Source organism: Microbispora sp. GKU 823 (assembly GCF_002027145.1).
GTDB classification, from domain to species: Bacteria; Actinomycetota; Actinomycetes; order Streptosporangiales; family Streptosporangiaceae; genus Microbispora; species Microbispora siamensis.
Genome location: NZ_MWJN01000001.1, coordinates 1 through 21,932, shown reverse-complemented (window position 1 = coordinate 21,932; position 21,932 = coordinate 1). Strand labels below are relative to the sequence as shown.

General features: G+C 71.9%; 22 protein-coding genes and 1 pseudogene. 5 read left to right on the top strand and 18 right to left on the bottom strand.

What is annotated here, in order from left to right:
* The first annotated feature begins 136 nt into the window (after positions 1–136).
* The 3 genes from B1L11_RS00100 (at position 137) to B1L11_RS00090 (ending at position 3,380) form a co-directional block, all read left to right on the top strand.
* On the top strand, positions 137–2,029 hold the full coding sequence (locus tag B1L11_RS00100; protein ID WP_079311984.1) for an endonuclease/exonuclease/phosphatase family protein: 1,893 nt from the start codon (positions 137–139) through the stop codon (positions 2,027–2,029).
* Between the two features lie 66 nt (positions 2,030–2,095).
* Positions 2,096–2,560, top strand: a complete 465-nt coding sequence (locus B1L11_RS00095; RefSeq protein WP_079311982.1) for an Rrf2 family transcriptional regulator — start codon at positions 2,096–2,098, stop codon at positions 2,558–2,560.
* 34 nt (positions 2,561–2,594) lie between these two features.
* Positions 2,595–3,380, top strand: coding sequence for a DNA-formamidopyrimidine glycosylase family protein (locus B1L11_RS00090; RefSeq protein ID WP_079311980.1), 786 nt, complete (start codon positions 2,595–2,597; stop codon positions 3,378–3,380).
* A gap of 353 nt (positions 3,381–3,733) precedes the next feature.
* On the opposite strand, the gene B1L11_RS00085 is transcribed toward B1L11_RS00090, so the two are convergent.
* The 6 genes from B1L11_RS00085 to B1L11_RS46365 form a co-directional block, all read right to left on the bottom strand.
* Positions 3,734–4,090 carry a helix-turn-helix domain-containing protein gene (locus tag B1L11_RS00085; RefSeq protein WP_079311978.1) on the bottom strand — a complete coding sequence of 119 codons (357 nt, stop codon included), beginning with the start codon at positions 4,088–4,090 and terminating at the stop codon, positions 3,734–3,736.
* A gap of 253 nt (positions 4,091–4,343) precedes the next feature.
* A complete protein-coding gene (locus B1L11_RS00080) occupies positions 4,344–4,838 on the bottom strand; it encodes a CinA family protein (protein WP_079311976.1) in 495 nt (164 codons plus the stop codon).
* The gene (pgsA, locus tag B1L11_RS00075) at positions 4,835–5,581 is read right to left on the bottom strand and encodes a CDP-diacylglycerol--glycerol-3-phosphate 3-phosphatidyltransferase (RefSeq protein ID WP_079311974.1); all 747 of its coding nucleotides are present in this window, start codon (positions 5,579–5,581) and stop codon (positions 4,835–4,837) included. Before pgsA ends, B1L11_RS00080 begins: the two co-directional genes overlap by 4 nt.
* Positions 5,578–6,990, bottom strand: a complete 1,413-nt coding sequence (gene rimO, locus B1L11_RS00070) for a 30S ribosomal protein S12 methylthiotransferase RimO (protein WP_079311972.1) — start codon at positions 6,988–6,990, stop codon at positions 5,578–5,580. Before rimO ends, pgsA begins: the two co-directional genes overlap by 4 nt.
* A gap of 30 nt (positions 6,991–7,020) precedes the next feature.
* On the bottom strand, positions 7,021–7,740 hold the full coding sequence (locus B1L11_RS00065; RefSeq protein ID WP_179154918.1) for a helix-turn-helix domain-containing protein: 720 nt from the start codon (positions 7,738–7,740) through the stop codon (positions 7,021–7,023).
* 185 nt (positions 7,741–7,925) lie between these two features.
* Positions 7,926–8,102, bottom strand: a complete 177-nt coding sequence (locus B1L11_RS46365; protein ID WP_179154914.1) for a hypothetical protein — start codon at positions 8,100–8,102, stop codon at positions 7,926–7,928.
* A 146-nt stretch (positions 8,103–8,248) separates the two neighbouring features.
* Here B1L11_RS46365 and B1L11_RS54395 point away from each other — a divergent pair.
* Positions 8,249–8,614, top strand: a pseudogene (locus tag B1L11_RS54395) (winged helix-turn-helix transcriptional regulator); the annotation flags it as partial.
* A gap of 281 nt (positions 8,615–8,895) precedes the next feature.
* Here B1L11_RS54395 and B1L11_RS00055 read toward each other — a convergent pair.
* The 10 genes from B1L11_RS00055 to B1L11_RS49395 form a co-directional block, all read right to left on the bottom strand.
* The gene (locus B1L11_RS00055) at positions 8,896–11,442 is read right to left on the bottom strand and encodes a DNA translocase FtsK (RefSeq protein ID WP_079311968.1); all 2,547 of its coding nucleotides are present in this window, start codon (positions 11,440–11,442) and stop codon (positions 8,896–8,898) included.
* A gap of 65 nt (positions 11,443–11,507) precedes the next feature.
* Positions 11,508–12,221 (bottom strand): alpha/beta fold hydrolase, encoded by a 714-nt coding sequence (locus B1L11_RS00050; protein ID WP_079311966.1) that lies wholly within the window; start codon positions 12,219–12,221, stop codon positions 11,508–11,510.
* A gap of 29 nt (positions 12,222–12,250) precedes the next feature.
* The gene (locus B1L11_RS46360) at positions 12,251–12,685 is read right to left on the bottom strand and encodes a 4'-phosphopantetheinyl transferase superfamily protein (RefSeq protein WP_179154917.1); all 435 of its coding nucleotides are present in this window, start codon (positions 12,683–12,685) and stop codon (positions 12,251–12,253) included.
* Positions 12,676–13,014 carry a hypothetical protein gene (locus B1L11_RS46355; RefSeq protein ID WP_179154916.1) on the bottom strand — a complete coding sequence of 113 codons (339 nt, stop codon included), beginning with the start codon at positions 13,012–13,014 and terminating at the stop codon, positions 12,676–12,678. The genes B1L11_RS46360 and B1L11_RS46355 overlap by 10 nt, the downstream gene beginning before the upstream one ends.
* Positions 13,015–13,078: 64 nt before the next feature.
* Complete coding sequence (locus B1L11_RS00040) at positions 13,079–13,348, bottom strand: hypothetical protein (RefSeq protein ID WP_079311962.1); 270 nt, start codon at positions 13,346–13,348, stop codon at positions 13,079–13,081.
* Positions 13,349–13,562: 214 nt separating this feature from the next.
* Positions 13,563–15,104: an acyl-CoA carboxylase subunit beta gene (locus B1L11_RS00035; protein ID WP_143736808.1), complete on the bottom strand. Its 1,542-nt coding sequence runs from the start codon at positions 15,102–15,104 to the stop codon at positions 13,563–13,565.
* 134 nt (positions 15,105–15,238) lie between these two features.
* Complete coding sequence (locus tag B1L11_RS00030; protein ID WP_079311958.1) at positions 15,239–16,345, bottom strand: NAD-dependent epimerase/dehydratase family protein; 1,107 nt, start codon at positions 16,343–16,345, stop codon at positions 15,239–15,241.
* Between the two features lie 769 nt (positions 16,346–17,114).
* Positions 17,115–18,101: a DUF6879 family protein gene (locus B1L11_RS00025; protein ID WP_079311956.1), complete on the bottom strand. Its 987-nt coding sequence runs from the start codon at positions 18,099–18,101 to the stop codon at positions 17,115–17,117.
* Positions 18,102–18,212: 111 nt separating this feature from the next.
* Positions 18,213–18,668: a MarR family winged helix-turn-helix transcriptional regulator gene (locus tag B1L11_RS00020; RefSeq protein ID WP_079311954.1), complete on the bottom strand. Its 456-nt coding sequence runs from the start codon at positions 18,666–18,668 to the stop codon at positions 18,213–18,215.
* A 30-nt stretch (positions 18,669–18,698) separates the two neighbouring features.
* On the bottom strand, positions 18,699–18,827 hold the full coding sequence (locus tag B1L11_RS49395) for a hypothetical protein (protein ID WP_256862089.1): 129 nt from the start codon (positions 18,825–18,827) through the stop codon (positions 18,699–18,701).
* Positions 18,828–19,050: 223 nt separating this feature from the next.
* Here B1L11_RS49395 and B1L11_RS00015 point away from each other — a divergent pair, with 223 nt between their 5' ends.
* On the top strand, positions 19,051–19,554 hold the full coding sequence (locus B1L11_RS00015; RefSeq protein WP_079311952.1) for a MarR family winged helix-turn-helix transcriptional regulator: 504 nt from the start codon (positions 19,051–19,053) through the stop codon (positions 19,552–19,554).
* Here B1L11_RS00015 and B1L11_RS00010 read toward each other — a convergent pair.
* Together B1L11_RS00010 and B1L11_RS00005 are read right to left on the bottom strand one after the other, a co-directional pair.
* A complete protein-coding gene (locus tag B1L11_RS00010) occupies positions 19,551–20,372 on the bottom strand; it encodes a S9 family peptidase (RefSeq protein ID WP_079311949.1) in 822 nt (273 codons plus the stop codon). The genes B1L11_RS00015 and B1L11_RS00010 overlap by 4 nt on opposite strands.
* A 14-nt stretch (positions 20,373–20,386) precedes the next feature.
* Positions 20,387–21,415 carry a hypothetical protein gene (locus B1L11_RS00005; protein WP_079311947.1) on the bottom strand — a complete coding sequence of 343 codons (1,029 nt, stop codon included), beginning with the start codon at positions 21,413–21,415 and terminating at the stop codon, positions 20,387–20,389.
* Positions 21,416–21,932: the final 517 nt, after the last annotated feature.

Sequence of the window (21,932 nt, the reverse complement as noted above, 5' to 3'; positions counted from 1 at the left end):
GCACGCCCGTGAATGAATAACAAGGTTTAAAGCAAGCTTAGCGAGCAGACGAGTGCGGGGGATCGCCCCAGGTCGAACGATTGGTAACGCTCCCATGTTTCATGAGGATGGCTCATATGAGTCCGAAGTGAGCGCCATGACCGAGACGGCCAGGCAACCGCACACCACACCGACCCGCCGGCATCCCGCTCCCCCGTGGCCACTGGTCATGCTCGTCACGGGCGTCGCGCTCCTGTTCGACGTGGTGCGGGTGTTCCTGCCGTCCCTCATCACCCTGTACGGCAGGGCGGGCGAGACCGACCCCGCGAGCATGGGGTTGTACGCCGCGCTGTGGTTCGTCCTGCCGTTCGCCGCCGTTCCCGCGGCGCGGCTCACCTCGCCCCGGGTCGTCACGATGGCGGGCGCGGTGGCGCTCGTCGCGGCCCGGCTCGGCCTGCAGGCCGCGGACGGGGGCACGCCCCAGCTTCTGCTCGCCTCCGCCGGGGTCACGGCGGGCCTGGGTCTTCCTCTACGGCTGCGCGCGGACGCGGCGGGCACATGGGTGCCGGCCGGGCTGATCGGCGGCCTGGCCGCCTCCTCGATCGTCCATCTGGCCCTCGACCGGGTGGACCTCGTCTGGCGGGGCGGGCCGCTGCCCTGGCTCGCCGTCGCCGCGCTCTGCCTCGCCTTCCTGTGGTCCGTACGGCTCTCGCCCGCGTCGCCCGCCCCCGCCCCGGCGGCCGTGTGGTTCGCCTTCGGCCCGATGCTCATGCTCGCGGGCATGTACTGCGGCGGCCCGGCCGTACTCGCGCAGGACACCGGGCAGCACAGTGCGCCCTTCACGGCCCTGGCGGTCGCGCTCCAGGTCGTGGCGCTGTGCGCGGCCGTCGTCTACGCCTGGACCACGTCGTGGGGCTGGACCGCCGGGCTCTTCCTCGTCGCCGGGGTGGCGGCGGCGGAGACCGGCGTGCAGGGCCTGCCGGCTCTCGTGACGGCGGTCGCCCTCGGGGCCTGCGCCGGCGCCGCCGGACAGCAGGCGGACACCACCGCGGGCGGGCGTGGGGGCGTCGCGGTGCTGGGCGGGATGCTCGTGTTCCTGGCCGGGGCGTTCCTCTACTACGCGGCCTTCGACGCCGACCTGGGGTTCCCCAACGCGCTGGTCCCGGTGGCGGTCGCCGTTCTGGTCGCCGCCGTCGCCGTACGCGCGGGCCGGCGGCACCGGACGGCACCGGTACGGCGGGCGCCGCGGCGATGGGGCTCGATCGCACTGTCGTCGGCCCTGCTGGCCGGCTTCCTCACCTGGCAGTCGCCGCCCGCTACGAGGACGATCACCGGTGACGAGTTCACACTCGTGGCGTACAACATCCGGATGGGCTTCGGGCTCGGCGGGCGGCTCGACCTCGACCGCGTCGCCGCCTGGGCCGCCGCCCGGCGTCCCGACGTGGTGCTGCTCAGCGAGGTGGACCGGGGCTGGCTGCTCAACGGCGGGCACGACGACCTGGCGAGGATCGCCCGCGGCCTGGGCATGCGCTACTACTTCGCCCCCGCCGCGGACCGCCTCTGGGGCGACGCGCTGCTCACGAACCTGCCCGTCGCCGAGATCGGCTCGACCCGGCTGGGGCGGCACGGATACCCGACCGGCGCCCAGGCCCAGTCGATCGTGCTGGAGGTCGGCGACCACGAGGTGGGGATCGTGAACACCCACCTGCAGGAGCCGCGCGGGCAGGCGCCCGAGGTGGCGGCGATCGTCCGGCGGCTCGCCGCGAACACCCTCCCGCCCGGGGTCGGGGTGGCCGGTCCGCGACCGGTGATCGTGGCGGGAGACCTCAACACGACGCCGTCGGACCCCCAGATGCGCGTGCTGGAGGCCGCGGGCCTGTCCGACCCGTTGCGGGCGCTCGGCGACCCGCCGACCTCTCCCGCCGACGCCCCCGTGCGGCGCATCGACCACGTGCTGATCTCGGATGGACTCACCGCGGTGGCGGCCGACGCGCCCCGGGTGCCGTTCTCCGACCACCTCCCGCTCGTCGTACGGCTGCGCCTGAAATAGGCCCGGCCGGGCCGTGTTGGCAGGCGGGCGTCCTACCGATGCCAACCAGGCGGGATAATCGACTACATGCGACTTTCTGCCCGTGTCGACTACGCCCTCCGCGCCGCCGCCGAACTCGCCGCGGCGGGTGAGGGACCCACCACGGTGGGCGAGCTGGCCAAGGAGCAGGAGATGCCCCCCAAATACCTGGAGAACATCCTGCTGCAGATGCGCCGCGCCGGACTGGTGCGCGGGCAGCGGGGCCCAGAGGGGGGCTATGTCCTGGCACGGCCGGCCAGTCAGATCTCGCTCGCCGACGTGATCCGCGCGGTGGACGGGCCGCTGGCCAACGTGCGGGGCGAGCGGCCCGAGCACGTCGGCTACCAGGGCGCCGCCCAGGCTCTGCAGCAGGTGTGGATCGCGCTGCGGGCGAGTGAGCGGGCCATCCTCGAGGAGGTCACCCTGGAGCAGATCGCCAAGGGCGAGCTGCCGCCCCGGGTGACCGAGCTCGCCGCCGACCCGGCGGCGTGGGACTCGCACATGCCGGTGTGAGCCGCCTGTACCCGATCCTCCCGGGAGGAGAGCCGTGCCGGAGGGTGATGCCGTCTACCGGACCGCCAAGCGGCTCAGGCAGGCCCTCGACGGCCGGAGGCTGACCCGCAGCGACTTCCGGGTGCCCAGGTACGCCACCGCCGATCTGCGCGGCCGGACCGTGCTGACGACGGTCTCGCGCGGCAAGCACCTCCTGACCCGGGTGGAGGGCGGGCTCACGGTCCACACCCACCTGCGCATGGAGGGAAGCTGGCGGGTGGGCCCGGCGGGCCGCCCGGCGCCGAGGGGCGACGTGGTCCGGCTGATCCTCGCCAACGCCCAGTGGCAGGCCGTCGGCACGCGGCTGGGGATGGTCGATCTCGTGCCCACCGACCGTGAGGAGCGGGTCGTGGGCCATCTCGGCCCGGACCTGCTCGGGCCGGACTGGGACGCCGCCCTGGCCGTACGGAACCTGCTGCGCGCCCCGCAGCGGTCGATCGGGGAGGCGCTGCTCGACCAGCGCGACCTGGCGGGCATCGGCACGATCTGGCGGGCCGAGACGCTGTACGCCGCGCGGGTGTCCCCGTGGCGTCCGGTGGGGTCCATTCCGCCGGACGATCTGGAGGAGCTGGTCTCGGTCGCCCACCGTCTGATGGACGCGAGCAAGGACGCGCCGCTCCCGGTGACGACGGGCGATCCACGCCCCGGACGGTCGCTGCTCGTGTACGGCAGGGCACGTCGCCCGTGCCGTCGCTGCGGCGGCCCGATCAGCGGCGGAGAGATGGGACCACAGCCGGCCGAGCGGCTGATCTACTGGTGCCCCGCCTGCCAGCGGGATTGACCGGCCGTACGTCAGGCCGCGCGCTGGGAGCGAGGACGGCTCCAGGACGGAAGCCGGGGATGGGGCCGGGAGGCCGCAAGGGGACGAGAGGCCCGGCGAGCGCGACGAAGCGGGAACGCGGCCGAACGGACACGTCGGGAACGGAAACGGGCCTGCGGCGGGGGCCAGGCGCCCGCCCGTGGGATCGGGACAGGGCGACCCGGGTCCGGGCGACCCGGACTGCGAGCGCGGGCCACGCCTGACATCCATGCCGGGCGTGTCTTACGGGGGCCGTGATTTATGAAGTCTCGGAGACGGTCAGGCGAAGTCGCGGTGACGCCGTCCGCCGGCACTGCGGGGCGCCGAGACGCCGCCTAGGCGGCGACCATGTCCTTGACCTCGGGGAAGCCCTCGAATTCCGGCCCTGACGGGACGGTCTCGGGAATGGGCAGGCGCTCGTGCTCGGGCAGCTCTGCCAGCACGGGGGCGGCCTGCAGTTCGGCCAGCGCGAACTGATCGGACACCTCGCGCAACACCTGGGACAGCGGGACTCCGAGCGCGCCGCAGATCGAGGCGAGCAGCTCGGAAGAGGCTTCCTTCTGACCGCGCTCGACCTCGGACAGATAGCCGAGTGAGACACGCGCCAGAGTGGAGACCTCGCGAAGGGTGCGATTCTGCCGCACCCTCAGCCGCCGCAGTACGTCACCGAGCAGCTGACGCAGCAGGATCATCTGTCGCTCCCTCCCCAAGGGGGGCGCCTTCACGACGCCTCTCGCGGTGGGCTCATGTCGCCCCTTCTTCATCTGCCCTTCGTACATACGCCTCGCCGTCATCATGGGTTCGCTCGGCCCCTTCGCCGGGCGTGCGCCTGTCTTGCTCCTCGCCGATGGCTCACGGACCTCACTCACAGCTCCACCGTACCTGTAGAGGGCGACACCGCGGCAGACCGAGGCGAGCATGTTCGCTGGGGACGTAACGCGGTAATCACCCCGAATGTTCCCCCAAATTTGCCTTCAGCACACCTTCCAGCAGGGTCAACGCCTCCTGACAGGTGGCAGTTCTGATCGTGTCCCTGTCTCCGGTCAAGCGCAGGTCGCGATGCCAGAGGCGCTCTCCCGGTCCGGCCAGGGCGACGTGGACCGTGCCGACCGGTTTGCCGTCCTGGGGATCGGGGCCGGCGACCCCGGTCACCGCCAGGCCGTAGTCGGAGTCTGTGAGCTTGCGCACTCCGGTGGCCATGGCCGCGGCCACGCCGGGGTGCACCGCCCCCTCCCTCTCGAGGAGATCGGACGGGACGTCGAGGAGGCTCGCCTTGAGGTCCGTGGCGTAGGCGATCACCCCGCCCCGGAAGGCGGCCGAGGCCCCCATCGGACCGGTCATCGCGGCCCCGATCAGGCCGCCCGTGAGCGACTCCGCCACGGCGACCGTCGCGCCCTGACGGACCAGCAGGGACAGCACCTCGCTCGCCACACCCATCATCCGCTTCGCGCGCTCCTCGCCACCTGCCGCAGCCGCACCGCCCGCACCACGTAGTCGGCTCCGGTCCCCACCGTGACCACAAGGGCGAGGCCCATGGCCGCCCACCTGACCAGGTCGGGCACGCCCGGCACGACGTAGAGGGCGATGGCCACGATCTGCAACACGGTCTTCACCTTGCCCCCGTAACTGGCCGGGATAACCCCGTGCCGGATCACGAGGAAGCGCAGCAGCGTCACTCCCGCCTCGCGGGCGATGATCACCACGGTGACCCACCACGGGATCTCACCGAGGTACGACAGGCTGAGCAGCGCGGCGCCGATCAGCGCCTTGTCCGCGATCGGGTCGGCGATCTTCCCGAAGTCGGTGATCAGCGCGTACTTCCTGGCGAGCCAGCCGTCGAGCTGGTCGGTGAGGGACGCGAGCAGGAAGACGCCGAGGGCCGCCAGACGCCAGCCCTCCCCCTCGACGAACAGGAAGACGGTGAAGACGGGGACGATCGCCAGCCGGGCGATGGTCAGGGCGTTCGCGATGTTCCAGGTGCTGACGCGGCGCACCGCGCCCTCTACGGCGGCCTCCGCGGCGCTCTCTCCGGCCACGCCGGCGGACGGCGGCTCGGGCGCCGGGGCCGCCACCGGCACGGCGGGCACGGCGGCGGGCACGGCGGCGACCGGTGGCGCCGCGGGCTCCGGTGTCATCTCTCCCGGGCCCGCCACGTCCACCGGTGGCTCACCGCGCTCCGTCATGTGCCTGCCTTGATCCGGGCGATGAGGTCGACCCCCTCGGAGTCGACGGCGACCGCTTGGACGATCTGGCCGGGGACCAGGCCGATCCCCTGGACCGTGACCGCTCCGTCCACCTCGGGGCCCTGATGCGCCGCCCGGCCCTCGTATCCGCCGTCGCCGAGGTCCTCCTCGATCAGGACCTCCAGCTCGGTGCCGATTCGCTCCTCGGCCCGCTGGGCGGTCAGCTCCTCGGCGAGCTCGGTGAGGATCGCGACCCGCTCGTCGATCACGTCCTGGTCGAGCTTGCCCTCGAAGCCGTACGCCTCGGTGCCCTCCTCGTCGGAGTAGCCGAAGACGCCGATGACGTCCAGCCTGGCCTCCTCGAGGAAGCCCACCAGCTCGTCGAACTCCTCCTGGGTCTCCCCCGGGAACCCCACGATGAAGTTGGACCTGACGCCCGCCTCGGGCGCGCGGTCACGGATCTGCGCGAGCAGGTCGAGGAACCGCTTGGGGTCGCCGAAGCGCCGCATCCGCCGCAGCACGGTCCCGCTGGCGTGCTGGAAGGACAGGTCGAAGTAGGGCGCGACCCCCTCGGTGGAGGCGATCACGTCGAGCAGCCCGGGCCGCAGCTCGGCGGGCTGCAGGTAGCTGACCCGCACCCGCTCGATGCCCTCGGTCGCGGCCAGCGGGGGCAGCAGCTTCTCCAGCGCGCGCAGGTCGCCCAGGTCCTTGCCGTACGACGTGGAGTTCTCGCTGACCAGCACGAGCTCCTTGACGCCCTGACCGGCCAGCCAGGCGGCCTCGGCGAGCAGGTCCTCCGGCCGGCGCGAGACGTACGAGCCGCGGAAGGCCGGGATCGCGCAGAACGTGCAGCGCCGGTCGCAGCCGGACGCGAGCTTCAGCGAGGCCACCGGCCCGGAGCCGAGCCGCTTGCGCAGCATGCGCGGGCCGCTTGCGGGGGCGACGCCCTCCGGCAGCGGGTCCTCCTGGGCGTGACCGGGAATGTGGGCCCGGGCGGCCGAGCGCTCCACCGGCGTGATCGGCAGGAGCGTGCGGCGGTCCCGCGGCGAGTGCGGGACCAGCGGTCTGCCCGCGAGGACGTCGTCGAGACGCTCCCCGATCTCGGCGTAGTCGTCGAACGAGATCACGGTCGCCTCGGGCAGGGCGTCCGCGAGCTGCGCGCCGTAGCGTTCGGCCATGCAGCCCGCCGCGACCACTTTCGCGCCCGAGTCGGCCGCGGCGAGCAGGGTGTCGATCGAGTCCTTCTTCGCCGAATCGATGAAGCCGCACGTGTTGACGACGACGATGTCGGGATCGTCGTCATCGGTATGCCAGCCGGCGGCCTCCAGCCGCGCGGCCAGCTCCTCGGAGTCGACCTCGTTGCGGGCGCAGCCCAGCGTGATCAGCGATACGGTTCGGCGAGAAGACATGATGCGAACTACGGTATCGGCAGTCGGCGATTAACGGGGACTCGGGCCGCCCGCGTCGAAGGTCCGCCGGATCATCTGGCCGTCCTTGCCCGGCGTGCCGAGGTCCCTTCCGTTGACCTCCAGCCTGACCGCCCCCGCGTCGCCGATGGTCACCCGCATCCGGTCCTTGGCCGAATAGGTCGTGGTCTTCCCCTCGGGCAGCGTCCCCTGGAAGATCTCGTGGCCCTTGGCGTCCCTCACGTTGAGGTAGGCCGCCTTGCGCGCGGTGACCTTCATGACCACGAGGCCGGGCGCGACGGCCTCCTCCAGGGTCTTCTTCTCGTGGCCCTTCTCGTGACGCGAGTGCGCGTGCGGCGCGGTCACCGGGAGCTGGGCGGCCGTCGGGCCCGTCTTCCCGCCGGAGCCCCCGAGGATCCGCGCGACCACGACGACCGCGACGATGGCCAGGGCGACCGCGACGGCCTTCGTCCACCCCGGGGCCCTGCGGGCCCGCTCGCCCACGTCGCCCCTGAACACCGCCGACGCCTTGACCGGTGACGCGTTGTCGGCGTTCTCCTGCTCGTACTGCCGCAGGATCTCGTCCGGGTCGAGGCCGAGGTCGGAGGCGATGGTCCGGATGTGCCCGCGCGCGTAGAAGTCGCCCACCGAGAAGTCGTCCCGCTCGAAGCGCTCGATGACGGTCTCGCGGATCCGCGTGCGCTCGCTGAGCTGACGCACGGTCAGTCCGGCGCGCTCACGGGCTTCGGCCAAAACAGCACCAACGCTCATCGTTCCGCCCCCCTGTCTTCAACCGCACCGTCTTCCAGCTCGCCCCACGATGCGTAGTTAGTCACATTCAATCAGCAACTGACTACGGAGGGTACCCATTGGTGGACTCGGAGCAACTACCCTGTCACCTTCGCACCGGTTTCAGGGCGAGACGAGAGGAACGCGGCTCAGCCGCCCGCGTACGGGTCGTGGGCCACGATCTCCAGCCGGGCGATCCGCTCCGCGCCGTCGAGGTCGAACCGGTAGTCGAGCTCGACGGGACTGCCGGGGAACGTTCCCTCCAACCGGCAGGTCACGATCGTCCGCCCGGCCACGCCGCCGGCGTGGGCGGACAGCGGCGTCACGGTGTAGGTGTACTCGCCCGCTACGCGGTCGAGCCACCTTCTGATCTCGCCTGTTCCCCGATAGTCGCGCCCGTCGTCGGCGACGTGTGCGGCCTCGGCGAAGCAGACGCGCCGCGGCGTACCCGAGCGTGCCGTTCCACAGGGGCATGCGTGCCTGGATGGAGGCCACGTGCACGATCGCGCCGCGGCCGGCGGCGAGCATCGACGGCACGATCGCCCGGTCGAGTCGTACGGCGGCCAGGCTGTCCGCGACGCTGGGCATCGTCGGCGAGTGGTGGACGGTGCTGATCCTGCACGACTGCTTCGACGGCTACACCCGGTTCGACGAGTTCCAGGCCAACACCGGCCTGTCGTCGAGCATGCTCACCGCCCGGCTGAAGGGCCTCGTCGATCGCGGCATCCTGGAACGCAGGCCCTACCAGGAGCGGCCGGTCCGGTACGAGTACGTGCTCACCGACCTCGGGCGATCGTTGCGGCCGGTGCTCGTCGCGATGGCCGCGTGGCGCAACGCGCAACTGGCCCCGCAGGAGCGGTCGATGATCCTCGTCGACGCGCGAACCGGCCGGGAGGCCGAGCCCGTGGTCGTCGACGCCCACACCGGCGAGCGGGTCGACGGCGCCGGCTACGGTCTCGCGGCCGGGCCCGCGGCGGGACCGAGATGCGGCAGCGGTACGAAGGCGTGGCGCACCGGCCCGCGCCCGAGGCCGAGGCCGCCTTCCCAGCGGGCGCGCCGGAGAGCGCGGCGCCCGAACGGGCCTGATCACGGACGGCACGTCCGCGATCAGGCCGGCGTTCAGCCGGTCTCCCCGCGCAACTCGGCGAGCAGGCCGGGCAGTTCGTCGGGCTTGACCAGCACCTCGCGAGCCTTGGACCCCTCGCTCGGGCCGACCACGTTGCGGCTCTCCAGCAGGTCCATCAGCCGCCCGGCCTTGGCGAAGCCGACACGCAGCTTGCGCTGGAGCATGGACGTGGAGCCGAACTGGGTCGACACGATCAGCTCCGCGGCCTGGATCAGCAGGTCGAGGTCGTCGCCGATCTCCTCGTCGATCTCCCGCTTCGTGGCGGCGGGCGCGGCGACGTCCTCCCGATACTCGGCCTGCATCTGGGCCTTGCAGTGGGCGACGACCTCCGCGATCTCCTTCTCGGAGATGAACGCGTTCTGCAGCCGCATCGGCTTGCTCGCGCCCATCGGCAGGAACAGGGCGTCGCCCTGCCCGACGAGCTTCTCGGCTCCCGGCTGGTCGAGGATGACCCGCGAGTCGGCGAGCGAGGAGGTGGCGAACGCCAGCCGCGAGGGCACGTTCGCCTTGATCAGGCCGGTGACGACGTCCACGGACGGCCGCTGCGTGGCGATGACCAGGTGGATGCCGGCGGCCCGGGCGAGCTGCGTGATGCGGACGATCGAGTCCTCCACGTCGCGCGGCGCGACCATCATGAGGTCGGCCAGCTCGTCCACGATCACCAGCAGGTAGGGGTACGGCTGGTAGACCCGCTCGCTGCCCGGCGGCGGCACCAGCTTGCCCGCGCGCACGGCCTTGTTGAAGTCGTCCACGTGCCGGAAGCCGCTGGCCGCGAGGTCGTCGTACCGCCGGTCCATCTCGCCCACCACCCATTCGAGGGCCTCGGCGGCCTTCTTCGGGTTGGTGATGATGGGCGTGATGAGGTGGGGGATGCCCTCGTACGAGCTGAGTTCGACCCGTTTGGGGTCGACCAGCACCATGCGGACCTCGTCGGGCGTGGCCCGCAGGAGGATCGAGGAGATCAGCCCGTTGATGCAGGTCGACTTGCCCGCGCCGGTGGCGCCGGCGATGAGGATGTGCGGCATCTTGGCCAGGTTGGCCACGATGGTGCGGCCCTCGACGTCCTTGCCGAGGCCGACGATCATCGGGTGGTGGTCGGCCTGGGCCACCTGCGAGCGCAGCACGTCACCGAGCGACACGAGGTCCTTGTCGACGTTGGGGATCTCCACGCCGATCGCCGACTTGCCGGGGATGGGAGACAGGATCCGGACGTCCGCGGACTTGACGGCGTAGGCGATGTTCTTGGTGAGCGCGGTGACCTTCTCGACCTTGACGGCCGGGCCCAGCTCGATCTCGTACCTGGTCACCGTCGGACCCCGGGTGAAGCCGACGACCTGCGCGTCGATGGAGAACTGCTCCAGCACGCTGGTCAGCGCGTTCACGACCGTCCGGTTGGCCTTGGTCTCCTGCTTGGGCGCGCTGCCCGGCCGCAGCAGCGTGAGGTCCGGCAGCGTGTAGGGCCCCTCCTGGCTGGACAGGACGAGCTGCTCCACCTTGCGCGGCGCGGGGGTCGGCAGCGGAGGCTGGGGCGCCGGCTTGGATATCTCCGGCTCGGTCGGCTCGGCCGACTCCACGACGTCGTCCACGAGGCCGGGGACGATCTCCGGCGAGTGGTCCTTCTCCGACAGCACGGGCGTGTCGTACGGCTTGATGTTGTCGCCGCCCTCGGCCGCGTCGCGCCCGCCGCCCTGCTGCTTGCGCGTGCGCTTCCTGGCCGGCGCGGGGGCCTTGCGGCGCTCCCCGGTCTCCTCCGGCCGCTGGAAGAGCATGTGCTGGATCTCGGCGAGACGTTCGGGGATGCGGTGCACCGGGGTCGCGGTGATCACCAGCAGGCCGAAACCGGACAGCATCAGCAGCAGCGGGATCGTGATGAACGCCGGCAGGATGCTCGACGGCGGAGCCGAGACGATGAAGCCGATCATGCCGCCCGCCGCCGACACGTTGTCCATGCCGTCGTTGGGCCCGCCTGAGGGGTACGGCGTGCCGTGGGCGACGTGCACGATCCCGAGGATCCCGGCCAGCAGCGCGGTCCAGCCGATGCCCATCCTGCCGGTCTCGGCGTTCTGGTCGGGGTGGCGCAGCAGCCGCCAGGCGAGCACCGCGAGCAGCACGGGCACCGCCCAGGCGAGCGATCCCACCGTCCCGCGCACCACGGCGTCGACGAACGCGGCGAAGCCCGTCTTGGTGTCCCGCCAGGTCAGGGCGGCGAGCACGATGGCGCCCGCGAGCACCGACAGGCCCTGCCCGTCTCGGCGGTGCATGGGGTCGAGGTCGCGGGCTCCCTGCCCGAGCGCCCGCGCCGCCGCGCCCACGCCGTTCGCCACCAGCATCCACATGCCGATGACGAGCTTGCCGATGACGAGGAAGAACCAGCTGATCGGGTCCTGCCCGGTGGCGACCGGCCGTTTGGGCGCGGGCCTGGGCCTGGGCGCCGCCCTGCCTCGGGAACCCGCCGGGGATCGCTTCGGGGAAGCCGTACGGGATCCGGAGCGCGACGCGGGGCGCTTGCCGGACCCCTGTCCGGACGTACGGGTGGCCATGATGCCGAAGTTACCCCGGATGCAGGCGATTACCGGGGCGGCGCGCCGACGGAGGCGGAAGGCCTCTATCCGGCGGTCCGGTGCAGCACCTCGGCCAGCCGGGCGGGAGCCGAGATCATCGGCCAGTGCCCGGTGTCGAGCGTCTCGAACCGCCAGTTCGGCAGCCCGCGCATGGCGCGCACGTCGTCGGCGATGCGGCCGCCGAAGTGTTCCAGCGAGCAGATGATGTAGGTGGCGCGTTGCTGCTCCAGGGGCCGGGTCAGGACGGCGGGCTCGGCGATCGTGCGCCCCGGGTGGCCGACGAAGCGCTCGGTCATCTGCCGCGCCTGCCGCAGCGACAGGCCCTGGCCCTCGGCCACCACCTGGGCGTCGGGCGGCGGCCAGCGTCCGTTGTTGTCCTCGATGAGTCGCAGCTCCGCGGCGTGCTGGCGCTCGGGGAAGGCGTGCAGCATCGACTTGCCGTGATGCGGCAGGAAACCCTCGACGAACACCGTCCGCGCCACCCGGTGGAAGGCGCGGTCGGCCGCCTGGCCGGCCACGATGCCGGAGTAGCTGTGGCCCACGACGACGACGTCGTGGAGGTCCTCCGCCTCCAGCAGCGCGAGGACGGTCCCCACATGCGTGTCCAGCCCGACCGCCGAGACGTCGGTGTCGGCGCGGGACAGTCCGGGCAGCGTGACCGGGAGAGCGCGGTGGCCGTAGCCGCGCAGCCGCCGCGCCACCGGCTCCCACGCCCACGCCCCCATCCAGGGGCCCGGAATCAGAACGAATGTCTTCACGAGAATTCATGTCCCTCTGCTGTCCGGTTCTACGCGGCCCGCCGGGACGGGTCAACGGAGAGCGGCTCGTGCTCGATCGGGGCCGACTCCAGCACCTCCACCTCACGGTCCCCGCTCAGCAGCGCGACGACGGCGGCGTATCCGTGGCCGGGGTCCAGCCGGTGGATCCGCACGGTCTCCGGGGGGATGTCCAGCGGCCAGCGCAGCAGGACGGGCGGGTCCTCCGCCACGTCGAACTCCACGAGGTGCGGGGAGACGCGCAGGCCGTGCCCGGTGGCTTTGAGCGCCGCCTCCTTGCACACCCAGACGCGTACGAAGGCCTCGTACTGCTCGGACTCCGGCAGCCTCAGCACGGCGTCGCGCTCGCTCGGGGTGAGCGCGCACTTCACGAGATCCTCCACCGAGCCCGTGGACTCCACCTGTTCCACGTCGACCCCCAGCGGCGCCTCCGCGGTCAGGGCCACGGCGACCCGGTCGCCGGAGTGGGAGATCGAAGCGTGCAGGGACCGGACCTGGCCCGCCACGATCCTCGGCCGGCGTGGTGCTTGTCGCAGTCGGGACACGTCCGGTCGACCACCACGTCCTCCGGACCGACTCCGAGCCGGGCCCCCGCCGCCACTCGCAGCAGCCAGGCGCCGGTCAGGAACCGGCGGCGGTCGGCGTCGCGCCGGAAGCGCGCCGCCCTTTCCAGCTCCACCACGCTGAGCGGCTCGGTCAGGGTGTCGATCGTCTCGTTCCGCGGATCCGCCCACCACACGCGGCACTCGCCCGCCTGCAAGACAGAGACAACCATTGGTCCTTCTCCTCTCCTACGTCATGTCCGACGGTCAAGCCCCGCCGGTCACTCCTCGGCCCGTTCACTTGGGGGGCCCGGCCGCCAGCGGGCGGCAGGCCACGAGTTCCAGATGGCTGACCTCAGAGCTGGCGAGGGCCCGCTCCACCTCGGCGTGGACGTCCTCGCTCGTCGCCTCCTCGCCGGCGCTGATCCGGATCACGATCTCGCCGGCCACCTGGCTCAGGTCCTTCTGCCATCGCCGCGGCAGAAGAGCCAGCACGCGTATCCCGTCGACCGGCGAGGTGGGTGCCGACCACGGCGCGCTCCGCCGCATCGTCAGTTGATAAACCATGACCTGCGAACCTTCTCCCGCCTCCAGCCGCTCCGACGTGCGAACCCGACACCTTCACTGTGCTTCGGGGCGGTGCCGGAGACCAGGTGCGGAGGCGGCAGCAAGCTGCATGCGGGTAACCGCAAGCTGTCAGATCCGGAGGTGCTACGAGGGCATGCCGAAACGCCCGGCCCGCCGGTGGCGGGTTCCGGGCGTCAGGGGACGGCGGGCAGGACTACAGAGGCACGTTCCCGTGCTTGCGCCGTACGACGGGCCCGCGCTTGTCGCGCAGCATGGCCAGGCCGCGGGCTACGGCCGAGCGGGTGTCCGCGGGGTCGATGACGTCGTCGACCAGGCCCCGCTCGGCGGAGAAGTAGGGGTGGGCGAGCTCCCCCCTGTAGGTGTCGATCAGTTCCGCGCGCCGCCTGGCCGGGTCGCCGGCGGCGGCCAGTTCCTTGCGGTAGACGACGTTGACCGCGCCCTCGGCGCCCATCACCGCGATCTCGTTCGAGGGCCAGGCGAGTGACAGGTCCGTGCCGATGGACCTGGAGTCCATGACGATGTACGCGCCGCCGTACGCCTTGCGCAGGATGACCTGGATCCGGGGCACGGTCGCCTCACAGTAGGCGTAGAGCAGCTTGGCCCCGTGCCGGATGACGCCGGCGTGTTCCTGGCCGGTGCCGGGCAGGAAGCCGGGCACATCGACCAGGGTCACGAGCGGGATGTTGAAGGCATCGCAGAACCGGACGAACCGCGCGGCCTTCTGGGATGCGTCGACGTCGAGCACCCCGGCCAGCACCATGGGCTGGTTGGCGACCAGGCCGACGACCTCGCCGTCGACACGGGCGAGCGCGCAGACGACGTTCCGCGCCCACGCCTCGTGCAGCTCCAGGAACTCCCCGTCGTCCACGATCTCCGCGATCACCTCGCGTATGTCGTACGGCTGTTTGGGGTCGGCGGGGACGAGCTCGGCCAGCCGTGGCCGCGAATCGCGGGAGGCGTCCCTGGACGGCCCGCGGGGCGGCGGCTCCATGTTGTTGGCGGGCAGCATCGAGACGAGATAGCGGACGTCCTCCAGGCAGCTCTCCTCGTCGTCGTGCACGAACGTGGCGATCCCCGACCGCCGGGCGTGGACCTGCGCGCCGCCCAGCTCCGCGTGCGTGACCCGTTCCCCGCTCACCGCCTCCACGACGTCGGGGCCGGTCAGGTAGAGCTGGGCCGTGTCCCGCACCATGAAGGTGAAGTCGGCCAGCGCCGTCGAGTAGGCGGCTCCCCCGGCGCACGGCCCGAGCACCACACTGATCTGGGGGATCACGCCGGACGCCTGGACGTTGCGCTGGAAGATGCCGCCGTAGCCGTTCAGCGACAGCACGCCCTCCTGGATGCGGGCGCCGCCGCTGTCGATGAGGCCGATGAACGGGTTCCCGGTGGAGACGGCGAGGTCCATCACCTTCTGGATCTTGAGCGCGTGGGCCTCGCCCAGCGAGCCGCCGAAGATGGTGAAGTCCTGGGCGTAGACGAAGACACGGCGGCCGTGGATCGTCCCCGAGCCCGTCACCACGCCGTCCGTGTGCGGGCGGCGCTCCTCCAGGCCCAGGCCGTGCGCCCGGTGCCGGCGGTACATGTCGATCTCGACGAACGAGTCCTCGTCCAGCAGCAGGCCGAGCCGTTCCCTGGCCGTCAGCTTGCCGAGCGAGTGCTGCCGGTCGACCGCGGCGGGGTTGCCGGTCACGATGTCGTCACGCAGGGCGTCGCGCCGCTCGCGCAGGGACCGCATCGTGGGGACGGTCCGCGCCTCCGGCTCCTGCCGCCGGCCCGCCTCACCCCGGTCGCCCGTACGCGGGGGCCCGGCCGCAGCGCCCTCTCCCGGCTGCCGGGGCAGGCCGAGCAGAACGGGGTCGTTGGTGATCGTCATGAACGCTCCTCTCCGTCGAGGACGAGGGTCCCGGCGTGGCCGGCGGGCGCCCTCCGGGACGCTCCCCGCGGCACGGCCGGACCCGCCTGTCCGACGAGACCGGCCTGCCGGGCGGACAGGTGGCCGTGGTCGCGCAGCCAGCGCACGGTGTCGGCGAAGGTCTCGGCGAGCGGGCGGGCCTCGATCCCGAGGGTGTCGACCCCCTCGGCGGGCCGGGTCGCGCACGCGCAGGTGTAGATGGCGCCGTACTCGGCGGGGATGTGCCAGGGCACGACGCGCTGCACGAGGTCGGTGAGGCGTCCGACGGGGAGCATCATCCGGGCAGGCAGGAAAGCCGTGGGAAGGGCCCGCCCGGTGATCTCGCGCAACGTGCGCACGTACTCGCGGGTGGAGACGTAACGGCCCGGTCCGAAGAGACGGCCGGCGCCGGGTTCCGGCATGCCGAGCAGCCGGGCGTGCAGCGCGGCGGTGTCCCGTACGTCGCCCACGGGGAATCCGCCCAGGGGCCAGATCGGCATCAGCCCGCGCAGCGCGTCGCGCATCCGGGACGTCTGGTCGCCCAGACGCGGGTCGTGCGGGCCGAGCAGGGCCGGCGGGTAGGTGATCACCACCGGCGCGCCCTCGCGCTGGTGCCGCCGGGCGACCGCCTCCGCCGCGGCCTTGGTCGCCATGTACGTGTCCCGGGGACGGCCGACCGGCGAGCGCTCGTCGATCACGCGTCCCGCCGCGGGGAACATCGCCACCACGCTGGAGACGTGGACGACCCGATACGCGCCGGCCCGGCGGGCGGCCCCGAGCACGACCTCCGTCCCGTGTTCGTTGACCCGCCGCATCACCGGGCGCAGCCTGCTGTCGAAGGAGTACACCGAGGCGGCGTGCAGCACGGCGTCGGCGCCGCGCACCGCCCGCGCCACAGCAGCCTCGTCGGTGACGTCGCCCGGCACCGCGTCGACGGCGCCGAGGTCGGCGCCGAGCGGCGCCAGCGCCCGGTCCACCGTGGACGGGTCGCGCACGAGCAGGCGGACCCGATGACCCGCCCGGAGGATCCCGGCAACGGTGTGGGCGCCCAGGAACCCGGTCCCACCGGTGACGGTGACCAGCATTTCGCCGACTCCTTTCAATTCCTTCCAGTCAAGGACGGGCGCCTCCGGACTGTCATCTCTGTGTGTGCTTTGACCACCGTGCGGCCGGTCTTACCGGATTGTCGGAAAGCGGACGGGGACCGGAATGAGCCGGGCCTTTCCGGGGCAGCCGGACAGATGCGCCGCACCCCGGGGGGCAGCATGCGGACGCCGCCACGGCGGTCATCCCGGAGACCGTGGCAGGAAACTGCAACCGCCCGGCACCTTGCTGCCGCCGGATTGCCTGGTTCCGGGGCTGTGCGAACCGCAGAGTCGATGGTGCGAGAACAAACAGCCCACAGAAAAGAGTGAAGAAATGAACACCCGGATTGCTTCGCCGATGAACATCACCCGTCTCTCGATCGCGATCGTCTCCGGCGCCATCGCCTGCGCCGTCGGGATGGGCGGGCTGCAGGGGGGCGGCACCACCTGGGACGCCCCCGTGCTGGCCGCCTCGGCACCACGTGGGACTCCGCTCCCCAGGGCGACGGCACCACCTGGGACAGCGCGCCGGCCAACGGCAACGGCACCACCTGGGACAGCGCGCCGGCCGACGAGGACGGCACCACGTGGGACTCCGCTTCCCAGGGCAACGGCACCACCTGGGACTGACGCGCCGCTGCACTACCCGTGGCATCCACAGGCGCGATTCGGTGAAAGACCGGCACGCCGACGGCCGGGGACGCCCGGCCCACGGCGGAAACGCCGGAAACGCAACTTCGAGCCCAACGCCTTCACACCGCGCGCGGCGTCAGATCCACTTCTCTTCCTTGGCCCGCAGCGCCGCCTGGAAACGGTTGACGGCGCCCAGCCGCGCCATCAGGTCGGCCACATAACGGCGGTAGGTCCGTACGGACACATCGATTTCGCGGGCCGCGATCTCGTCCTTGTCGGCGGTCGCCATGACGGCCAGGACCCGCCTTTCCAGATCGGACAGCAGCGGCGGTTCCTTCGACGGCTCGGTGTACTCGCGGAAATCCGTGGCCGCTTCCCATACGCCGTCGAAATAGGTGACCAGCTGGGATACCAGTCCCGGCTCCCGCACCAGCAGCGCGCCCCGGGCCGACTCCTTCGGGTGGATCGGCACGACGGCCACGCTCCGGTCGAAGACCACCATCCGGTCCATCGGCTCCTCGGTGATGCGCACCTGGCCGCCGAGGCCGACGATGTCGCGGAGGTAGGCGGCCATCAGGGAGTCGTCCAGCGCCTTGGGGTGGTACACCGCCTTGACGGCGAGCCCCCGCCGCAGCGAGCGGGTGTCCAGCGGCATCGCCGTCTCGATGGCGCCCCGGGACAGCGGGCCGCCGGGATGCAGGCAGAGGGTCTCCTTGTAACAGAAGAAACCCAGGTCGTCCAGGCGCTCCCGGACCCGCTCCAGCCCTTCCACGCGCTCGATGTCGAGTGCGGTCGCCGTGCGCTCCCCCTGCTGCTGGTCCTCCATGAAGACGGCGATGGCGTCCCTCGCCGCGAGCACCCGCCGGATCTCCGCGTTGAGCTCGTTCAGGCGCTGTTCGATGAGGCGCTCGATGCCGACCCTCGGCTCGGTGGCCACCACCCTGTGCCGGTCCCTGAGGTCGAGCAGGGACAGCCGCTCCAGTTCCTCGACGGCGGCCTCGACCGTGTCGGGGTCGAGGCCGAGCGCCTTACGGGCGTCGCCGACTCCCTCGCCGCGGTGCCGCAGGAAGTACCGGTAGATCTCCACCCCTTCGGGCGAGACACCGATGACGGAAATGTCCATGGCACACCTCCCGGCATGCGCCCAGCCCGCTCGCTAAGGGATCGACGGCAATATGCGTATTCCCAAACTATCAAGAGGTAGATAGTCAGTACCTTCTCGCAAATTGCCCCGTCAGCGACCTGCCGCCAACTGCGCAAGAACACGGTTGAGGTGCATCCGGTCCTCGGCGGCCAGGCCGCCGAGGACCCGTTCCTGTACGGCCTCGGTCGCGGGGTGGAGCACGTCCACGAGCAGCGCGCGGCCGGAGTCGGTGAGCCGGATGGAGTAGGCCCGGCGGTCGGCGGCGTCACGGGCGCGGGCCACCAGTCCCCGCTCCTCCAGCACGTCGATCACGTGGACCATGGTCGACCGGTCCACGGACAGGCGCCGCCCGATCTCCTGCTGCGACAGCGGCCCGGCGGCCTCCAGGACCACGAGCACGCCGTAGTCGCGCCAGCGCAGGTCGTCCTTCCGCAGAACCCGCTCCAGTTCCTGGGTCAGTTCGCGGGCCGCGTCGCCGAGCAGCCAGCAGACGGACGTGGCGAGCGGCCCCGAGACCGGGGCGGCGAGTCGTCCGTCTCCCTCCACGCGTGGATCCCTTCCTCCGCCGGCTACCGCTCAGCCTTCCCGTCCGTCCGGCGCCTCGGCGGCTTCCGCGGCGACCGGGGACTCCGCCGCCTCGTCCCAGGTGATGCCGCCAACGGAACCGGACCGTCCCGCCGACTTCTCCGGCTTTCCCACCGACATGGTCTCTCCTCACCGGGGGCGGACACCACTCTCAACCTTCCGCCTCCCATATCGTCAGTGTTGCTGACGATCGGAAGCGTGTCAATCAGTAGACCTGACGATTCGCTGTCCGCCATTGCGCGACCCAAAACACACGTGTGACACTCTTCCGATATATGGCAGGCCCTGCTTGGTACGGACGCCCTCGCATAGCTGACCGGAAACGGCGATCGAAGGGACAGACGTGAGCACTGATTCCCCTCGCACGAATCTCTCCGCACCCGCCGACCTGTCCACGCCCGGGTTCCTGTCCAGCTCCACCAGCGTTCTGATGAGCAAGGCCACCAACCTTTTCGCCGAGATCTTCGAAACGGCGATGCAACCCTTCGGGCTGAAGTCGAAGGATTTCATCGTGCTCACCGCCATCGACGCGATGGGCCCGCAATCCCAGCAGCAGCTCGCCCGCAGCCACGGCATCGACCGGACGACGATGGTCAGCGTGGTGGACGGGCTGGAGCGGCTCGGCCTCGTGCGGCGCTCCCGCGACCCCGGAGACCGGCGCAAGTACGCGATCGCGCTCACGGGCGAGGGACAGTCGCTGCTGCGGCACAAGCTCGGCCCGGCCATGCTCGGGGCCCTCGACGATTTCCTCACCCCGCTGAACCCCGACGAGCGAGAGCAGTTCAACCGGATGCTGTGGTGTCTGGTGTACGAGCGCGACGGCGACCGCGGCGACCGGAGGAACTAGGTCCTGGGAGGTCTCGGCAGGGCCGCCCTGCCCGCGACCAGGCCGATGGCGTCCAGGACGGCGGGCCAGGACCGCGACAGCGGCTCGATCAGCCCGAAGTGCCCCGCGCCCTCCAGCTCGATCAGCGTGGCGGACGGCTCCCCTGCCGCGAAGCGGCGGCTGAGCTCGACCGGCACCAGCCGGTCCGCCGTCCCGTGCACGAGGACGAGCGTGCCCGGCCCGGACGGCAGCAGCCGCATCGGGTCGGTGTCCGCCAGCAGGCCGAGCCGATCGGCCAGCAGCTCGCGGCCGGCGCCGTCGCCCAGCCCCAGCTCGATCGCGCGGCCGAGGTCGGCGATGGGCGCCAGCGCCACGCACCCCCGGATCCGCGGCCGCGCCTGCCAGCGCGACGTGGCGGGCAGGCGGTGCCGCAGCGCCGACCACAGCGCCAGGTGACCCCCGGCCGAGTGACCGGCGAGCACGACGCCGCCCCCGGTGGGAGGATCGGCCAGCACGGCGTCGACCGCGGCCGCCACGTCGTCGAAGGTTCCGGGGTGACCACCGCCCGGCTGGCCGATCCTGCGGTACTCCGGCGTGCACACCACGTAGCCGTTGCGGGCCAGCTCGTCCGCCATCGGCCGGGTGTGACACCGGTCGTACGCCGCCTGCCAGAACCCGCCGTGCAGCAGGACGACGACGGGCGCATCCGGGCGGTCCCCGTCCTGCCGTACGTCGATGATCTGGTCGGGGTGGTCTCCGTACCGGATGACCCGGTCGGGAGGCGCGGCGGGACGGGTGAGCGCGCCGGGAAGCGCCCGCTCCCGCGGACGGGGAGACATGGTGGACGGGCTCCTCACGGCACAGGGCAGGGCAGCATGAAGCCGGGCGGAGCGGTCCGGTAGCAGGCGGCGCCCGGGCAGACCACCTTGACCGGCCCGGCGGGCGTGCCCGGCCCGACGACGACCGGCTCGTGCCCGAAGCGGCGGCAGGCGATGTCCGGCCAGTCGAGCGCGCTCTCCCACAGCACGGCGTCGTCGAGCGCGGCGGGGTCGGCGTCGACGGCCGAGCGCTCCAGGTAGGCGAGGTAGTCGGCCTCCCGGTGCCAGACCGTGAGGCGCCGCAGGGAGTCCGTCGCGGGCAACGTGACCCACGGCTGGGCCCGGGCCGCCATCGCCCGCAGGAAGGCCTCGCCGATCGCGATCTCGACCGTGCGGCCCGCCGCCGCGGCCACCGTCGTGCCCTCGCCGCTCACCCCCACCAGGCCGATCCGGAAGTCGGCGCCCGGGAGCACGAACGCCGGAATCCGCAGGCCCAGCGTGCGCGCGGCGGACAGCAGACCGGGCGGGAGCAGCCCGCCCAGATGCTCGGAGATCCGCAGGAGCGGGATCCGCGGGCTCTCCCACCATCGGATCACCACGTCGTGCGCGAGGAGGTCGGCGACCGCCGCGGAGACGTCCTCCTCCACCACTCCCACCGTCGTCGGCTCGACCCCGCCGTCACGCCCTCCGATCTGGACGACCTCGGCGGGAAGCAGGTACTCGTCGCCGCTGAGCAGGCCGACACCCGGCACGCGGGCGGGGGTGTCGTCGGCGGGCGGCTCCACCATGAAGTCGGCGAGGGTGAGCCGCCGGGCGGCCGGCGAGGCCGGAAGGCTCGCCGGAACCTCGTGCAGGGCGTCCAGAGCGGCGGCGCGCGTGCGCGCCCGGGCCAGCGCGGCCTCCGGAGTGAAGGCGGCGGCGACGGTGACGGATCCGGACACCGGCCCTTCGGCGTAGGCGAGGTGCACCCCGCCGCCGAGACATTCGGCGACCTCACCGGCGGGCCCGGGCGACCAGGACTTGCCCGCGGTCGCCGGCCGGGAGACTCCAGGGGTAGTCGCCATCCGTCCCTCCTCGTCACGGACCCCGGACCGTGATTGGGACCTCCGGCGGCGAGGCCGCCCCGGCTGCCCCGGTGTCCGGCACTGGCTCGTGTCTGCGGACAAGCACATGCCGGTGCAGGACAAGTGAAGCACGCCGCGCCAGGGCCAGGTCAACGCGCGGCGGCATATTCAGCAATCTGCGATAACGCCCCCTGACGGTCGCTCGGGTGTTGCCGTGCGGTGGCAGGAAGGTGACAGCTGCGGGCATCTTGCTGCCGCCGATTCGCCTGGTCGCGGGGGTCGTCGAGGAGCACGGTGAGTGGTGCGTGACGAACAATTCCGGTTCGAGAAAAGGTGTGCTGGAAAATGACGATCCTCAGCAGCCCGCCCCTTCCGGCAATTCCCGAAGGCGGCTCCTATCCCGCCGAATTCAATATCTCCGCGCGTTTCCTGGACGGGGTCGATCCGGGGCGTACGGCGTTGGTGACGCCGGGGGGCCGGGTGTCGTACGGGCGGGTGCGGGAGCTGTCGTGCCGGG

Bases quoted from the DNA above. Each gene is read 5' to 3' on its own strand.
- B1L11_RS00095 (WP_079311982.1), top strand. From the start codon at position 2,096: ATGCGACTTTCTGCCCGTGTCGACTACGCCCTCCGCGCCGCCGCCGAA.
- B1L11_RS00005 (WP_079311947.1), bottom strand. From the start codon at position 21,415: ATGGCGACTACCCCTGGAGTCTCCCGGCCGGCGACCGCGGGCAAGTCC.
- rimO (WP_079311972.1), bottom strand. From the start codon at position 6,990: ATGTCTTCTCGCCGAACCGTATCGCTGATCACGCTGGGCTGCGCCCGC.
- B1L11_RS00025 (WP_079311956.1), bottom strand. From the start codon at position 18,101: ATGGACATTTCCGTCATCGGTGTCTCGCCCGAAGGGGTGGAGATCTAC.
- B1L11_RS49395 (WP_256862089.1), bottom strand. From the start codon at position 18,827: ATGTCGGTGGGAAAGCCGGAGAAGTCGGCGGGACGGTCCGGTTCCGTT.
- B1L11_RS00100 (WP_079311984.1), top strand. From the start codon at position 137: ATGACCGAGACGGCCAGGCAACCGCACACCACACCGACCCGCCGGCAT.
- B1L11_RS00080 (WP_079311976.1), bottom strand. From the start codon at position 4,838: ATGATGGGTGTGGCGAGCGAGGTGCTGTCCCTGCTGGTCCGTCAGGGC.
- B1L11_RS00040 (WP_079311962.1), bottom strand. From the start codon at position 13,348: ATGGTTTATCAACTGACGATGCGGCGGAGCGCGCCGTGGTCGGCACCC.
- B1L11_RS00010 (WP_079311949.1), bottom strand. From the start codon at position 20,372: ATGTCTCCCCGTCCGCGGGAGCGGGCGCTTCCCGGCGCGCTCACCCGT.
- B1L11_RS00055 (WP_079311968.1), bottom strand. From the start codon at position 11,442: ATGGCCACCCGTACGTCCGGACAGGGGTCCGGCAAGCGCCCCGCGTCG.
- pgsA (WP_079311974.1), bottom strand. From the start codon at position 5,581: ATGACGGAGCGCGGTGAGCCACCGGTGGACGTGGCGGGCCCGGGAGAG.
- B1L11_RS00085 (WP_079311978.1), bottom strand. From the start codon at position 4,090: ATGATCCTGCTGCGTCAGCTGCTCGGTGACGTACTGCGGCGGCTGAGG.
- B1L11_RS00030 (WP_079311958.1), bottom strand. From the start codon at position 16,345: ATGCTGGTCACCGTCACCGGTGGGACCGGGTTCCTGGGCGCCCACACC.
- B1L11_RS00035 (WP_143736808.1), bottom strand. From the start codon at position 15,104: ATGCGGTCCCTGCGCGAGCGGCGCGACGCCCTGCGTGACGACATCGTG.
- B1L11_RS46355 (WP_179154916.1), bottom strand. From the start codon at position 13,014: ATGGTTGTCTCTGTCTTGCAGGCGGGCGAGTGCCGCGTGTGGTGGGCG.